The following is a 16,762-nucleotide window of genomic DNA, read 5'->3' as shown; positions in this document are numbered from 1 at the left end:
GAACTCCCGCATTACTGTCAACGTTCCTCCCGGAAGTAATTGAGTCCACAGCTCTTTGGCTGGGCATGTTCCTTGCTCTGCCGCATGCTCGTAATGACAAGCACAAGAATCGTGGCGATATACGGGAACATATCATAGATCTGCGCCGGAAGTCCCGGAATGTTCACATACATACGCATAATGGTCAGTCCGCCAAAGATCAGTGCCACCAGCATACCGCGGGCCGGACTCCATGTCGCGAAGATCACCAGAGCCACTGCCAGCCAGCCATATCCGCTGACACAGTCATGGACCCATACGCCAGATGTGGTGACCATGCTCATATACATGCCGCCAACACCACAGATACCTCCTCCGATCACAGTGGCCAGATATTTGTAGCGGGTAATGTTGATCCCGGCCGCGTCCGCTGTCGCCGGATCTTCCCCCACCGCGCGAAGGTTCAGCCCTATTCTGGATTTTTTAAAGAACCATGCCATGATGACTGCGACAGCAATGGCGAAATAAACAATCCAGTTATACTGAAAGAACAATTCTCCAATCACCGGTATATCTGACAGAACCGGTATATGCAGTCTTGAAAACGCATTCTTTGTGGTCTCTGTAACCGCTACATATCCCCCGGCCTTTTGTCCGATATACTCTCCGAAAAAATTCCCGAAACCTGTTCCGAAGATTGTCAGAGTCAGACCTGTCACATTCTGATTGGCCCTGAGAGTGATCGTCAGAAAACTGTAGATCAACGCTCCCAGCGCTCCGGCAAGGAAAGATACAAGAAGGGCGATAACTGCGGATATCACGCCATTTGGAGAACCGCCGCTGCGGATGACTGCCTGTTCATAGTAGTAAGACCCGGCAAGACCGGTAATGGCCCCCATGAACATCATACCTTCCACACCGAGGTTTAAGTTTCCTGATTTTTCTGTCAGGATCTCGCCCAGAGCCCCCAAAAGAAGCGGAGTCCCCGCCAGCACTGCGGCAATAAAAAGTCCGTTCAATGTGTCAAGCATGATGATCCTCCCTTCCTCTTCCGATCAGTTTATATGTAATGAAAAACTCGCATCCCAACATAAAAAACAGGATGATCCCGATCAGAAGATCAGATGCCGAAGCCGGTATTTTAAACTGAGTCTGGATGGCGTTCGCTCCTCTTTCCAGCATGGCGATAAACACAGACACGATGAGCATCCCGTATGGGTTCATCTTGGCAAGCCAGGCCACTGTGATCGCCGTAAACCCGACGCCGCCCGCTGTGCCTTCCGTAATGGTGTAGTCTGCTCCGGCAAACTGAAGCATACCTACCAGCCCGCACAGAGCCCCGGATAAAAACATAGTCCTGCGGAAGACTTTTCCCACATTGATTCCTGCGTATCGCGCGGTATTATTGCTTTCTCCTACGACTGCGATCTCATACCCCTGCTTGGTTTTATTGAAATAGATATACGCGGCTACTACCAGCACGAGGGCCAGAATCCAGCCCCAGTGCACACCAAGCACCTTGGTAAGCCGGGCTCCCGGCACAAGCATGGAAATTTTCGGATAACTGCTCCCCGGTGCCTTCCACGGCCCGTTCATAAGATATTTGACAAACGCCAGGGCGATATAATTCAGCATCAGGGTGAACAATGTCTCATTTGTTCCCCACTTTGCTTTACACACAGCCGGCAGAAGTCCGTACAGACCGCCGGCCACCACAGCTGCCAGCATCATCAGCAGCACCAGCGGAAGCTTTGGGAAAATATGCGCTGTAAAAAGCCCGAAAGCTCCGGCCGCTACAGCCCCCACCAGGATCTGTCCTTCTCCTCCGATATTCCAGAATTTCATTTTAAATGCAAACGAAATACCGATAGCCGTAATCAGAAGAGGAACCGCGATCTTGACGGTCTCATAGGCAACAGTCCTGGATCCCCACGCGCCAGTCACCATGGAGGCATAGACAGAAAACGGATTGTGTCCAAGAAGAAGGATAATGATACCCCCGGTCACCAGAGACAGTACAAAAGCCAGCGCCCGGACAGCCCAGGCCTTCTTTTGAGAGATACTGTCTCTTTGCACCATCCGCAGAAACGGCTCTTTCCCATGTACGTTACCTGAACTCATGCCATCGCCCCCTCTCTTTCAGTCTGATCCTCCGTGTGGATCATCATAAGACCGATCTCTTCCTTCGTAACCTTGCGCGGATCCACGATCCCGCTCACCTTCCCGCCGCACATGACCATCAGCCGGTCAGACAGCTGCATCAGCACGTCCAGGTCTTCACCGATAAAGATTACCGCAACGCCCTTTTTCTTCTGTTCGTTCAGAAGATCATAAATACGGTAGGAAGAATTGATATCCAGTCCCCGCACAGGATACGCCACGATCAGCACGGAAGGATGACAGGCGATCTCGCGTCCCAGAAGGACTTTCTGCACATTTCCTCCAGAGAGCTTTCCCACAGGCGTATCCACTCCGGGAGTGACAATCTCCAGCTCCTGGATCATCTGCTCTGCCAGTTCCCTTGGAGCTTTCCTGTCTACAAAGATCCCCTTTCCCGACTTATAACTCCTGAGCATGACATTATCTGTCATATCCATTCCCGCGACAAGGCCCATTCCAAGCCGGTCCTCCGGTACGAACGCCATGGAGATCCCTTTCTTTGCGATCTCATCCGGCTTCAGGCCCAGGATACGCTCCTGTACCGGAACTCCCTGATATTCTCCTGAATACAGGACCGAGCCTCCGATGGACGGATACAGGCCCGCGATCGTCTCGCACAGCTCTCTCTGACCGCTTCCGGCGATTCCGGCAACACCCAGGATCTCTCCTCCGTATGCCTCAAAAGAAACATTGTCCAACGCTTTGACGCCGTCACTGTTCAGACAGGTCAGATCGATCACCTGGAGACGTTTTTCGCCCCGTTTTACGGCCGGCCTGTCAATTTCCAGGCTGACGGGCCGTCCCACCATCATCTCTGTCAGCTGGTTCTGATCCGTCCGGGCTGTGTCCACCGCCCCGATATATTCTCCTTTTCTCAGGATTGCCACCCGGTCGGAGATCGCCATCACTTCGTTCAGTTTATGCGTAATGATGATGATTGATTTTCCATCCTTTTTCATATTCCTGAGCACCGCGAACAACCGGTCTGTCTCCTGGGGGGTAAGCACTGCGGTAGGCTCATCCAGGATCAGGATATCAGCGCCCCGGTACAGCACTTTGAGGATCTCCACCGTCTGCTTCTCCGACACAGACATATTGTAGATCTTCTTCTCCGGATCCACATCGAATCCATAACGCTTTGCCAGTTCCGAAACCCTGCGGCTGATCTCCTTTCGGTTCAGCATTGCTTTCCCGTCCAGCCCCAGTACGATATTCTCGGCTGCCGTCAGCACATCCACCAGTTTAAAATGCTGATGGATCATTCCGATGCCCAGGGCAAAAGAATCTTTCGGAGATCGGATGGTGACCTCCTCCCCCTTGACATAGATCTCTCCGTGATCCGGGAAATAGATGCCTGACAGCATGTTCATCAATGTTGTCTTTCCGCTTCCGTTCTCTCCGAGAAGGGCCAGGATTTCCCCGTTCTTCAGCTCAAGATTGATATCTTTGTTGGCGATCACTTTGCCGAATGTTTTTGTTACATGGTGCATTTTTACCGCGCACCGCGCCGCCTCTCCCAAAATCTCACGCTCCTTTGTTCTTGATGTTCCTTATCTCAGGCTCCGCCGGAAAAAAAGCCTTGCGCCTTCCTCCTTATATAAACAAAGCCGTCCGAAGACGGCTCTGTTTTTTTGTGTTTATTCCACTACATTACATCCATCGATAATGTACAGCCAGGACGGCGCTGACGCGTCTTCCTGCTCATGATAGTATTCGCCTTCCGGAACTTCATATTCCTCCCCTTCAGGGCTCACACCTTTGAGCGGCCCGGCAAATACATGCAGCTCACCGGATTTGATCTTCTCCGCTGCCTCATCGATCGCCTCCTGGGTTCCCTCAGCCGCGATGCTCTCATTCAGAGGAGACAGGTATACGGCTCCGTCTGCAAGGCCCTTGCACCAGTCGACCGGGATCTCCTCCCCGTCGATCATAGCCTGTACAGCCTCTGTCACATAAATGCCCCAGTCGATACGCGGAGAGATCAGAGAAGCGTTTGGCGCAGCGTCGATCATGTCATTATTATAGCCGACCTGCCATACGCCGTTCTCCTCCGCAGTAGTCGCCGGCGCCGTGGAATCTGAATGCTGCGAGATCACATCGCATCCGCGGTCGATCAGCGCCTTGGCTACCTGGGACTCTACCGTCGGGTCATTCCAGGAATTGGTGTACATAATGTCCATTGTCACATCCGGATTCACACTCTTTGCTCCCAGATAGAACGCTGTATATCCGCTGATCACCTCAGCAAACGGGAATGCCGCCACATAGCCGAGCTTGTTGGTCTCCGTCTTCATTCCCGCGGCGATCCCCGCAAGATAACGGCCTTCATAGATGGAAGCGAAATAATTGTGTACATTGTCCAGACCGGAGCTGGCCGCCTGGTAACCTGTCGCGTGGCAGAACTGTACATCCGGGTACTCTCTTGCCACTTCTATCACATAATCTTCAAATCCGAAGCTGGTCGCGAAGATAATATTGCACCCAGCCTCTACAAGTTCTCTCAGAGCAGTGTCACATTCTGCGTCTTCCGGTGTGTTGTACTTATTGATGATCTGATCATCACTGAGTCCGAGCGCTTCCTGCATCTCCTGAGTCCCCAGGTCCTGGTTGTATGTGTAGCCCATATCGCTCGGGTCGGAAATATGGACGAAGCCTACTTTGATCTCATCCTTCGGTATTCCGCCGGATGCCTCTGTCTCGGAACCACTGTCGTCATTTCCTCCAGTCTCCGCGGCCGGAGCCCCGCATCCCGCGATCAGGGTAACTGCCATAGCCGCGCACAAAAACACACTGATAAACTTCTTTTTCATGCTTTTTCCTCCTTTTTGACACTGCCCCGGACCTTCTGATCCGAAACGTTCTCTGCCTGTTATAAAAAAGCTATCCTTAATTCAGAAATCTGTTCTTTTTCGGGATAGCTTACTTTTTTATTTTACTCTCCGCTCTGATAGAAGTCAAGAAATTTGTCGACTGTCTTCCACGCTGGATATTCTACTGAATATCAAGCACTTTGTAATCCTGATCTTCTACCGCTTTCTTCAGAGCCCCATTGTCGATCTCCCTGTTCAGCGTGACAACAGCGGTCCCCGCCTCATGGCTTACTTCAGCCGCGTCCACTTCCGCAAGCGCCTCCAGCGCCTTCTTCACTCTGGCCTCACAGTGTCCGCACATCATGCCTTCGATCTTCATTGTTTTTGTCATCATTTTTTCCTCCTTGATCTCTTTGTTTTTTCTGTTTTTAATTTTTTTGTCTTTTGTGCCGTCATACATCTTAAACCAGTTGAGCCTCAGGGCATTTGTGACCACGCAGAAACTGGACAGGCTCATGGCGGCTGCCCCGAACATTGGATTGAGCTGCCACCCGAAAATGGGGATCCACACGCCGGCCGCCAGCGGAATCCCGATCACATTGTAGATAAATGCCCAGAACAGATTCTCGTGGATGTTCCTCAGGGTGGCCCGGCTTAAGCGGATCGCGGCGGGCACATCACTGAGCCGGCTCTTCATGAGCACTACGTCGGCCGCGTCGATGGCAATGTCAGTCCCGGCTCCGATAGCGATCCCCATATCTGCTCTTGTAAGAGCCGGCGCGTCGTTGATGCCGTCTCCGACCATGGCGACTTTTCCTTTCTTCTTCAGTTCACGGATGACGCTTTCTTTTCCTTCCGGCAGGACTCCGGCGATCACTTCGTCCACTCCGGCCTGCGCGCCAATGGCTTTCGCCGTACGCTCATTGTCTCCCGTAAGCATCACGACCCGGATCCCCATATTCTGAAGTTCCTTTACCGCCTGAGGACTGTCTTCCTTGATCACATCCGCCACGGCGATGATCCCGATGAGTTTTTCGTCACGGCTGAAAAACAGAGGCGTCTTTCCCTCGGCGGCCAGTTCTTCCGCTTTCCTGCGGACATTCCCGGGAACATCCGCGCTTTCGCCGATAAACTTCAGATTTCCTCCCCGGATCAGGACACCGTCCAGTCTTCCGGACAACCCGTTTCCGGGAACCGCCTGGAAATCCTCCACATCCGGTGATCCTTTCAGTCCGGATTCCTCCGCCTTTGCCAGCACTGCGCGGGACAGAGGATGTTCGCTCTTCTTCTCCAGCGCATGAGCGGTCTCCAGCAGTTCTTCTTCCGCGACACCGACTGATGGGATGAGATCGGTTACCCTGGGCTCCCCGCTTGTAATCGTTCCTGTTTTATCAAGAGCTACAATCTGTGTTTTCCCGGTCTCCTCCAGTGATACCGCTGTCTTGAACATGATCCCGTTCTTCGCGCCCATGCCGTTGCCGACCATAATCGCCACCGGCGTGGCAAGTCCCAGGGCACACGGACAGCTGATCACAAGTACCGAGATACCCCTGGCCAAAGCGTATCCGACTGTCTGCCCGGCCAGGAGCCAGACCGCGATCGTGACCACCGCGATCATGATGACCACAGGGACAAATACCCCGGAAACCCGGTCTGCAACCTTGGCAATCGGGGCCTTTGTCGCCGCCGCGTCACTGACCATCTGAATGATCTGGGACAGGGTCGTATCCTCTCCCACTCTGGTGGCCTCACACCTGAGAAAGCCGGACTGATTCAGTGTGGCAGCCGACACCATGTCTCCTTCTTTCTTGTCCACAGGAATACTCTCTCCGGTCAGAGCGGATTCATTCACCGCACTGCTTCCTTCCAGAACGATCCCGTCTACAGGAATATTCTCTCCGGGCCGTACGACAAAGACATCTCCTTTCCTCACCTGATCTATGGATATGGTTGCCTCTATCCCGTCCCTTATAACAGTGGCTGTCTTCGGAGCCAGCTTCATCAGCCCCTTAAGGGCGTCCGTAGTCCGTCCTTTCGATCTTGCCTCCAGCATTTTCCCGACGGTGATCAGAGTCAGGATCATAGCCGCCGACTCGAAATAGAATTCATGCATATAGGCCATTACGCCCGCCATATCTCCGTACATCTGCGCATCTGTCATGGCAAACAGCGCATAAACACTGTACACGTAGGATGCTCCCGCTCCCAGCGCCACCAGAGTATCCATATTGGGAGCACGGTGGATCAGTCCTCTGAATCCGCTGATAAAAAACTTCTGATTGATCACCATGACGATACTGGTCAGCAGCAGCTGGATCAGGCCTATCGCCACATGATTATTTTCCAGAAACGCCGGGAGCGGCCAGTTCCACATCATATGTCCCATAGAAAAATACATCAGCGGGATCAGAAAACACAGGGAAGCGATCAGCCTTTTTTTCATCTTTGGCGTCTCTTTGTCCTTCAAGGAATCTTCCGCCGCCGATATGCTCATCTTTCCTCCGGATGCCGCCTGTTCTCCTGGACGCCCCCCTCCCTTCCTGGAAGCGCCGTACCCGGCTTCTTCTACAGCCGCGATGATCGCTTCCGGGGAAGCCTCTCCTTCCACACCCATGGAATTTGTAAGCAGGCTCACCGAACAGGACGACACTCCGGGCACCTTTGACACTGCTTTCTCCACCCGGGCGCTGCACGCGGCGCAGCTCATGCCGGTCACATTATACTGTTCCATTCTTGTCTCCTCCTCATCTATTTCATCAGTTTCTGAAGCACAAGTACAAGTTCGTCTATTGTGTCCATCCGTCCGTCACGAATATCCTCTGACACACAGGTTCGGATATGCTCCGCCAGAAGGACTTTGTTAAAACTGTTGAGAGCCGCGTTGGCCGCTGATACCTGGATCAGGATGTCCGGACAGTAGGCGTCTTCTTCCACCATACGCCGGATTCCTCTGATCTGGCCCTCAATACGGTTTAAACGATTGATCATGCTCTTGCGCTCTTCCCCGGTCCTTTTTTTCGTCTTGTGACGGCAGCCGGGACAGACTTCCCCTGTTTCTTCTGTTTCTGCCGTAAATATATCTTTCTCTGTTATATCTGTCACTTTTTCTTTCGTTTCTTCCATAACAGCCTTCCTCCTTGTCACTCCTCTTATACCCGGCTTCAGAAATAAACCCATCCGGGGTATTTTGTTCGCGAGTTTATTATATACCCCTGTCTGGTATATTTCAACCCCCAATTTTAAAATTTCTCCTAATAATAAAAATGCCGGAACTTCTGATGTATCACGTCCGCAGAGGAAGACTGATCTTCCGTCTGCCGTTGATACAGCATAAGTTCCGGCGCCCGGATCTGTAAAAATACGGTCACCTGTCTCTGTGGAGAAGTTTGAGGATCACTGCCAGGTCCTCCACATTCATCTGGCCTGGCGCGGAAGCCCTCCCGAGAGCCCCGAAAGTAACCGCGGATCCGAACTCCTCTCCGCACAGCCGGGTAATAACCCCGGATTCTGACATGGACATTGTAATAATCGGCCTGTCTGCATACTTTCCTGCCATTTCCGACGTAGCGGACAGCAGCGTCAGAACATCTTCCCGGCTCCGGGGCATTACTGCCACTTTCAGAATATCCCCTCCCAGGGCCTGCATTTTTTTCATACAGGAGATCATCTCTTCCCGGGAAGGCGTCCCATGGAAATCGTGGCTGGACACGATCACCCTGACATTATGAGCATCTGCGGTCTTAACGACGGCATTCACCACTTCCTCCCCGGCAGACAGTTCCACATCCACCAGATCGATCCGGCCACTCTGTACAGCCATGTTGTTGAGCCGAACATAGTCTTCCCTGCCAACTTTTTTCTTCCCGCCTTCCTGTAGTGTACGGAAAGTAAACAGAAGTGGCAGTCCGCCAAGAATCTCCCTCAGGTCTTCCAGAATCTTCCCCGTCCTGCCGGAGTCGAAAACATCCTCATACCAGTCGGCCCGCCATTCTGCCAGATCCGCGGATGTATCCCGGATCTTTGACGCTTCTGACAGGATCTCTTCCCTGGTAGTTCCTGTGATCGGCACGCAGATCTTCGGCATGCCGCTCCCGATCTCAGTATTTCTTATCCTTATCGCCTTTTTTTCCATTGCCATATCTTTCTCCTGCCGGATCCGGTTTCCTATGAACCCCTGGCTCACTCTGCCTCTGCCGACTTTTTTGCCGCGATTTCTTCCAGGATCCGGGCAGTGAACTCTTCCAGACTGCACTGGCCCTCATCGCCGACAGCCCTGCTTCTTACAGAAACTTTGCCCTCTTCCTCTTCCTTCGCTCCGACAACAAGCATGTAGGGGATCTTCTTCATCTGCGCCTCCCGGATCTTATATCCGATCTTCTCCGCTCTTGTGTCGATCTCCGCGCGGATTCCTGCCTCTTTCAAAGCCTGGAGCACTTTCATGCCGTAATCCATATGCTTGTCAGAGATCGGCAGCACTTTCACCTGCACTGGGGCCAGCCATGTGGGGAACGCCCCCGCAAAATGTTCGATCAGAATTCCGATAAACCGCTCGATGGAACCGAATACCACCCGGTGGATCATAATGGGCCTGTGTTTCTCACCGTCTGCCCCTGTATATTCCAGCTCAAACCGAAGCGGGAGCTGGAAATCCAGCTGGATCGTACCGCACTGCCAGGTCCTTCCGATCGAGTCCTCCAGATGAAAATCTATCTTCGGCCCGTAAAACGCTCCGTCTCCTTCATTTACGATATAAGGAAGTCCGATATCATCCAGAGCGCTTCTGAGGGCATCTGTAGCCATTTCCCAGTCCTCGTCACTTCCCATGCTGTCCTCCGGACGGGTGGAAAGCTCAACATGATATTTAAAACCGAAAAGGCTGTACACCTCATCGATCAGTCTCACCACTCCCTTGATCTCATCCTTGATCTGTTCCGGCATCATAAAGATATGGGCATCATCCTGTGTAAAACAGCGAACCCTCATAAGGCCGTGGAGCTGTCCCGATTTTTCATGCCGGTGCACAAGGCCAAGTTCTCCCATACGGATGGGAAGATCACGGTAAGAACGTGGCTCTGACTCGTATACAAGAATACCGCCGGGACAGTTCATCGGCTTAATGGCAAAATCCTCTTCGTCAATGACCGTGGTATACATATTTTCCTTATAGTGATCCCAGTGTCCCGAGGTCTCCCACAGATGCCGGCTCAGCATGATCGGTGTGTTGATCTCCACATACCCCGCCCTGTTATGGATTTCTCTCCAATAATCAAGAAGCGTATTTTTCAGCACCATTCCGTTTGGAAGGAAGAAGGGGAATCCCGGTCCCTCCTCGCGCATCATAAACAGACCCAGCTCCCGGCCCAGCTTTCTGTGATCGCGCTTCTTCGCCTCCTCGATCATCGTCAGATACTCTTCCAGCTCTGCCTTCTTCGGAAAGGCCGTGCCGTAGATCCTCTGGAGCATCTTATTGTGCTCGTCCCCTCTCCAGTAAGCACCGGCAAGACTGGTCAGTTTAAATGCCTTTACCGGTTTTGTCGTCATCAGATGCGGGCCTGCGCACAGATCAGTAAACTCTCCCTGCGAATAAAAACTGATCGTCTCATCCTCCGGCAGATCTTCAATCAGTTCAACTTTATAGTCTTCCTTCTTTTCCTTAAAATAATCGATCGCCTCATTCCGCGGCATCGTATATTGTCTGATCTCCAGCCCTTCTTTGACGATTTTCTTCATCTCCGCTTCAATCTTCTCCAGATCCTCTGCCGTAAAAGGAGTTTCCCTGTCTACATCATAGTAGAATCCGTCTGCGATGGAAGGTCCGATCGCCAGTTTTGTCTCCGGATACAGACGCTTAATCGCCTGCGCCATAATATGGGACGCAGTATGCCGGAACGCGCCCTTTCCCTTCTCATCATTAAATGTCAGGATGCTCAGAGCGCAGTCACGGTCTATCACTGTCCGCAGATCCACGACCTCGCCGTCCACTTCTCCCGCTGTCGCCATCCTGGCCAGTCCCTCGCTGATATCCGCAGCTATCTCATACACACTCATGGGCTGTGCGTACTCTTTACTGGATCCGTCTTTCAATGTGATCTTCATCTTTCTCTTCCTTTCTTTTCTTTTATTTTAATTCTTTTTTCCATGCCCAAAATCCACAGTCTGTGTCCCTGTCATTCCGTCTGTCAGGAATCTGCTTCCATATACACCGCCAGGTCCACAGAAAACAAAAAAGACATCCCTCTGGAATGTCTCCTGATCTCTGAATCTATCTCCGCACGGAAACAATCCACGCAGGGACGGGATAACATCCCGCGGTTCCACCCTGCTTGTTTTCCATGGAAAACCTGCTCAATTCATCTGATGATAACGGAATCACCGTGCCGTATTAAGGCCGCTCCGAGGTGGTCTTCAGTCAGCCGGCACAACAAAGCCCTCACACCATACAGGCTTCTCTCTGAGATGACCGGACAGCCTACTGTCCTCTTCAACGCTTTTTCACACCAGTTATTCTAACTCATGAGCAAGAGTGTGTCAAGACATTATAAATCTGAGTTTGTTGAGGGGGATGTGGCCGCCGAGTCCAGGAAAAGGATATCCATCTCGGGCACGCTTTCGCTCGGGGCTGCAACGCAGCGGCACATAAGGGCGCAAAGGACGCGCCCCAAATGCCTGCGTTGCTGCACGGCCCTCGATGGACACCTCTTCCTTTCCCGGCTTCCTATCCTCTCCCCTCAGCAATCTCGCTATTTAGAAGTGATTGTAAAAGTGGAACGTTAATGTCTTTTTCTCCAATAGCATTCCGCTTTCGTCTTACTTTATAATCGCGAGATTGACGGGGGATGAATCATGACGCCGGAAGGAATGGACGAAGTGCAGGGAATGAAAAGAGTACGGGTTGGAAGAACCTTTCTGCGGCGGCAGATGGGTGGACCGGCGACTTTGGAGGAATCCGATGGAAAAACTTAAGGAACTTAGGCTCCGCCGTTAAGCAATCCGATGAGATTGTCTGAGCGAACGCGAGTTGCTCATCGGATTGCTTTGTATTTAGGCGGGTTCTAAGTCCCTTTATGTTTTCCCGGATTCCGGAACGGAGGCGGGGGCATCCATCTGCCGCCGCAGAATACGTCTTTCGATGCCAGCTTTTTCTATTTCCCTGAGCTTAATCCATCCTCCCCGGCGTCCACATCCACCCCTCAACAATCTCAGATTTATTCCTGAAGAGATCTTTTTTTCGTGATGGTCACTTTTTCTTCATAGCAGGTGAATATCTCTCCCACTTTGTCTTTCTCCAGTTTCGGCGTGATCAGGCTGATCACGGGCACCACGATCAGTCCCGCTGCCATCGCCACTGCCCCCGCGTTAATAGGGGATTCGATATATCCAAGGAACATGTTGGATACTGTGAGACCGACCCCTGTGACAAATCCGGCCCACACTCCTGCGCGGGTAACTCCCTGCCAGTACAGACCATAGAGGAAAGGCGCCAGGAATGCCCCGGCCAGAGCGCCCCAGGAGATTCCCATCAGCTGGGCGATAAAAGTAGGCGGATCCAGCGCGATCACAACAGATACGACGATAAAGAATACGATCAGTGCCTGCATGGTTATAATCTGTTTCTTTTCGCTCATATTTTTCATCACATTATCTTTTAACAGGTCCAGTGTCATGGTGGAACTTGATGTCAGCACCAGCGATGACAGGGTGGACATGGACGCGGACAGCACCAGAACGACCACAATCCCTATCAGGATATCCGGAAGGGACGACAGCATATATGGAATGATATTGTCATAGATCACGGCCCCTGTCACTTCATCATAAAGCGCCGGACTGTCAAAAAGCCTTCCAAATCCTCCCAGGAAATAGCATCCGCCGGAGACCACAATGGCAAATACCGTGGAGATCACTGTTCCTGTATTGATGGACTTCTCATCTTTGATGGCATAGAATTTTCCGATCATCTGCGGAAGTCCCCAGGTGCCGAGAGATGTCAGCACTACTACACCCAGAAGGTTCAGAGGGTCCGGCCCGAAAAAGGAGGTAAATGCCCCCGGCTGTCCCTGCGTCACGGCCACATCGCTGGGGATCTTTGCCATTTCAGAAACCGCGCTCATAAAGCCTCCCTGCCCGCTCAGGACCGCCGCAATCACCGCCACAATCCCGATCAGCATAATGATCCCCTGTATGAAATCATTGATGGCCGTTGCCATATAACCGCCCAGGATCACATATATGGCAGTAAACACTGCCATTCCAATCACACACCATGTGTAGGGAATATTGAAGGCCATTTCGAACAGCCTGGACAGACCGTTGTACACAGATGCCGTATAGGGAATCAGAAAGACAAATACGATCACTGAGGCCGCGATCTTAAGAGCCTTGCTGTCATATCGCTGTCCGAAAAAGTCAGGCATTGTCTTGGAGCCGAGATGCTGGGTCATTACCTTTGTTCTGCGCCCCAGCACCACCCACGCCAGAAGACTTCCGATAACTGCGTTCCCGATGCCGATCCACGTACTGGCAATTCCGTACTTCCAGCCAAACTGTCCGGCGTACCCGACAAATACAACCGCAGAAAAATAAGAGGTTCCATACGCGAACGCAGTCAGCCAGGGACCCACAGCCCTTCCTCCCAGCACAAACCCGTCTACGCTTGTGGCATGGCGTCTGGCATAGATTCCTACTCCCACCATAACCGCGAAGAAAATTATAAGCATCACCAGTTTAATCTCCATTTTTCCTTCCTCTGCTTTCCTCTTATTTTTTGCTGCTATCTGTCTCTTTCCAACTATACCGGTATTTATCGGGAGACACGTTTTACTAATTCACTTTAAAGCGTTGCGCTTTAAAGCATTAAAGTTAACGCGTATAGAATAACACGGGCATTATGCCCGTGTCAAGCTTTTTACAATATAATTTCAAATATTTTGATCTGCTCTTTCCCGAAGTCAGCGCATTTTTTCAACCCGCTCCCGGATCGTCTTGTCAAAATTCTCGATCTTCCTGTTGTAGGACTCGGTCATATATTTTGAATTCAGCATAAAATCCGCTGTTGCCAGATTATTGGCAATAGGGATATCATAGACGACCGCAATCCTCAGAAGCGCTTTTACATCCGGATCATGAGGCTGAGCCTCCAGCGGATCCCAGAGGAAGATCATAAAATCAATCTGTCCTTCCACGATCTTGGCTCCGATCTGCTGATCTCCGCCCAGAGGGCCGCTGCAGTATCCCTTTACAGGAAGCCCTGTTCGTTCCGCGATAAGCCGGGATGTCGTTCCTGTCCCACACAGGAAATGACACTTTAAGATTTCTTTGTTCCTGTCACACCAGTCCACCAGCTCTTTCTTTTTGCCGTCATGGGCTACCAGCGCAATGTGTTTCGTCTTTCCAATCTCCATAGAAACATAATTGTCATCCAACATATAACGACCTCCCATCCTTTCTGCAGATCACACCTTGTTCTCCTGCTCCATGTTATACGGCGCACAGTCTTCCGGCTTCCGGTCAGACCATCTGTTCCATTGTCTCGAACCGCAAAGACGCCAGAAATCCCATTGCTACCGTTATCATGATACTATAAATCAGCACAATTGGAAAGATGAAATCCACATTTACAAATATTCCGATACCGACCGCCACAACTGCGCCCAGTCCCAGAAGTGCCATCTGGATAAACATCCGGATAACATTCTGCCCCGTCTTTCCAAATATTTCTCCCACAAGGCAAGTAGTGATAACCTTTGTGTAGAGACGGTCAGCCTGGATCACCGTGTAGATCAGGATACAATATATGACGTCCAAGGGGCTTATATGCCAGAATATGCCGATCGGGATACAGATGATCGCTCCGTCCGCCAGCGCCTTTATATGCTCCATCAGCGTCGCGTACCACATTTTTTTAAGAGGGCTGTCAGGGATCAAAAAAAGGTATGGATTTTTCAGCTCATTTTCCCATTTCCCGAGATATCCGCTCATCACAAGCGAAACATATGCCACGACCCCCAGAAGGAACAGCTCACCAGAGCCGGACTCTGACACGCTGTCGCTGAGTCCGTAGGAAAAGATGGCCGCTACGAACACCGAGATCAGCGTTACCTTTGTAAAAATAAAAAATTTTTCTTTTTTATATTCCAGCAGCTGTCTGTAAAAGATTGCTTTCGCGCCCCTGGACGTGATCCGGTCTTTCACCCGTCGGAATTTTCTTTTCTTTCCTCCCAGGCCGGTATCCATATCTCCGCTCTGCTTCTGTTTCTTCATCTCCGCGTAATCATCCGCGAATTTCGCCGCTTCCTCATAATAGCCTCCGTCGCAGTCCATGCGGTACGCCACTGTCACAGACACCGTCACCGCAATAAGATACATCACAGAGCAGATCATATTCAGAGTGGTGGGTCCCAGCAGGATCAGCCGGTAGACCGCGATCTGCCATCCCAGCACCGGGATCATCTGGAGGACCGGCCAGTCAATAAATGCCGTTGCCGACTCTACAGATAAACCATTCTTTCTGAAATAAAACAGGATCAGAGCTGTGAACGCGATCAGGAATACTTTGATTCCCATCCGGATCCCCTTCATCAGTTTCCGGGGAAGCCGGTCATTGGTATACAGGAAGACCATAACTGAGACTTCCAGAGCTGTTTCCAGCACACAGCCGGCCAGAAAGAAAAGGGCTACTTTCCACACAGGAACCTGGAAAATGGTCAGGCCTCCAATGGATAGAACTATCCAAATAATAACCGAAAGAATATAATTCATCCATGCTCCGTTGAGCAGCACCAGCTTCGGACTGACAGGCGCAGTGAACACAAAATGTGCGTGCGCCGGACGGAATAAAATTCCTTTTCTGGAAGAATAGGACATGAAATTCGCAAGGGTAATATAAATCGTCCAAATCGTCATAATAATGACCAGTCCATTCACGGAACCCATCCGCAGAGTAGCCGCCAGGCTGCCCAAAGCTACAATGATAAAGATACCGTAGGCGATTCCGAAAATCAGCGCGATCAGAGTAGAAGGCTTATGCACCGCCTTTTTCATATTATTGATAAAACTGCGTTTTGTCAGATAGATCAGTGCCTTCATTTCTTTTCACCGCCTGTCATCTCAAAGAATAATTCATCCAGATCTTTTCCTTCTGCGTCTTTCTTGGTATAGGAACCCACGATGTGGCCCTTCTCCATCACAAACATCACATCCCACAGATCCTCCACCATCTCCAGCATATGTGTACTTATAAGTACTGTCACTCCACCGTCACGCAGCCTGAGTACAGTCTCTTTCAGCGTTTTGATGGCAGCGGGATCCAGACCTACCATAGGTTCATCCAGTAGAATAACTTGAGGTTTCACTGCCAGTGCGCAGCAGATGCTGACTTTCTGCATCATTCCCTTAGACAGTTCGTTCCCAAGCTTGTCCTGTTTGTCGTCCATTTCATAAGCCTTCAGGATCTCATTCACTTCTTCATCTGTGATATCACTGCTATATGCCATCCGGATATATTCCACATGCTCCCTTACAGTCAGAGCGTCAAACATATTCGGGATCTCCGGCACATATGCAAACACTCTCTTGGCCTCGATATTCCTTGCCGGAGTTCCCTGAATACGGATCACTCCTTTATATCGCAGCAGGCCCGCGATGCTCTTTATGATCGTTGATTTTCCTGCTCCGTTTGGTCCCAGCAGGATCCCTGTCTGCCCGTCCGGCACGGTGAAGCTGACGTTGTCCACCGCCAGATTTTTCCCATATGATTTACTCAGTCCCTGTATTTCTAACATACTGCCTCCTGTCTGCGGTCATCCGATTAAAAA

The 16,762-nt window shown here is 51.2% G+C and carries 12 protein-coding genes and 1 other annotated feature; all 12 genes read right to left on the bottom strand.

Annotated features, from left to right (window positions below; translation table 11 throughout):
• Positions 1-17 precede the first annotated feature (17 nt).
• The 12 genes from BQ7367_RS10590 to BQ7367_RS10530 all read right to left on the bottom strand — a co-directional run bounded on the left by BQ7367_RS10590 (position 18) and on the right by BQ7367_RS10530 (position 16,729).
• Positions 18-1,010, bottom strand: coding sequence for an ABC transporter permease (locus BQ7367_RS10590; protein ID WP_072525405.1), 993 nt, complete (start codon positions 1,008-1,010; stop codon positions 18-20).
• Positions 1,003-2,100, bottom strand: a complete 1,098-nt coding sequence (locus BQ7367_RS10585) for an ABC transporter permease (protein ID WP_072525404.1) — start codon at positions 2,098-2,100, stop codon at positions 1,003-1,005. The genes BQ7367_RS10590 and BQ7367_RS10585 overlap by 8 nt, the downstream gene beginning before the upstream one ends.
• Positions 2,097-3,629 carry an ABC transporter ATP-binding protein gene (locus BQ7367_RS10580; RefSeq protein ID WP_200786800.1) on the bottom strand — a complete coding sequence of 511 codons (1,533 nt, stop codon included), beginning with the start codon at positions 3,627-3,629 and terminating at the stop codon, positions 2,097-2,099. The genes BQ7367_RS10585 and BQ7367_RS10580 overlap by 4 nt, the downstream gene beginning before the upstream one ends.
• A gap of 147 nt (positions 3,630-3,776) precedes the next feature.
• Positions 3,777-4,949: a BMP family ABC transporter substrate-binding protein gene (locus BQ7367_RS10575; RefSeq protein WP_072525402.1), complete on the bottom strand. Its 1,173-nt coding sequence runs from the start codon at positions 4,947-4,949 to the stop codon at positions 3,777-3,779.
• Between the two features lie 181 nt (positions 4,950-5,130).
• Positions 5,131-7,680, bottom strand: a complete 2,550-nt coding sequence (locus tag BQ7367_RS10570; protein ID WP_072525401.1) for a heavy metal translocating P-type ATPase — start codon at positions 7,678-7,680, stop codon at positions 5,131-5,133.
• A gap of 17 nt (positions 7,681-7,697) precedes the next feature.
• A complete protein-coding gene (locus BQ7367_RS10565; protein WP_083588973.1) occupies positions 7,698-8,072 on the bottom strand; it encodes a metal-sensing transcriptional repressor in 375 nt (124 codons plus the stop codon).
• A gap of 241 nt (positions 8,073-8,313) precedes the next feature.
• The gene (aroD, locus tag BQ7367_RS10560; protein ID WP_328586526.1) at positions 8,314-9,087 is read right to left on the bottom strand and encodes a type I 3-dehydroquinate dehydratase; all 774 of its coding nucleotides are present in this window, start codon (positions 9,085-9,087) and stop codon (positions 8,314-8,316) included.
• 41 nt (positions 9,088-9,128) lie between these two features.
• On the bottom strand, positions 9,129-11,045 hold the full coding sequence (gene thrS, locus BQ7367_RS10555) for a threonine--tRNA ligase (protein WP_072525400.1): 1,917 nt from the start codon (positions 11,043-11,045) through the stop codon (positions 9,129-9,131).
• Positions 11,046-11,235: 190 nt separating this feature from the next.
• Positions 11,236-11,443: a binding site (T-box leader), on the bottom strand.
• A gap of 711 nt (positions 11,444-12,154) precedes the next feature.
• The gene (locus BQ7367_RS10545) at positions 12,155-13,684 is read right to left on the bottom strand and encodes a sodium:solute symporter family transporter (protein WP_072525398.1); all 1,530 of its coding nucleotides are present in this window, start codon (positions 13,682-13,684) and stop codon (positions 12,155-12,157) included.
• Between the two features lie 213 nt (positions 13,685-13,897).
• Complete coding sequence (locus tag BQ7367_RS10540; protein ID WP_072525397.1) at positions 13,898-14,374, bottom strand: methylglyoxal synthase; 477 nt, start codon at positions 14,372-14,374, stop codon at positions 13,898-13,900.
• An 82-nt stretch (positions 14,375-14,456) separates the two neighbouring features.
• The gene (locus BQ7367_RS10535; protein ID WP_072525396.1) at positions 14,457-16,034 is read right to left on the bottom strand and encodes a putative ABC exporter domain-containing protein; all 1,578 of its coding nucleotides are present in this window, start codon (positions 16,032-16,034) and stop codon (positions 14,457-14,459) included.
• Positions 16,031-16,729, bottom strand: coding sequence for an ABC transporter ATP-binding protein (locus BQ7367_RS10530; protein ID WP_072525395.1), 699 nt, complete (start codon positions 16,727-16,729; stop codon positions 16,031-16,033). The genes BQ7367_RS10535 and BQ7367_RS10530 overlap by 4 nt, the downstream gene beginning before the upstream one ends.
• Positions 16,730-16,762 lie beyond the last annotated feature (33 nt).

It is taken from the genome of Clostridium sp. Marseille-P3244 (genome assembly GCF_900120155.1).
Taxonomy (GTDB): Bacteria; Bacillota; Clostridia; order Lachnospirales; family Lachnospiraceae; genus Mediterraneibacter.
Note: the sequence above shows the minus strand (reverse complement) of the source record. Positions and strands in the feature narration are given on the sequence as shown.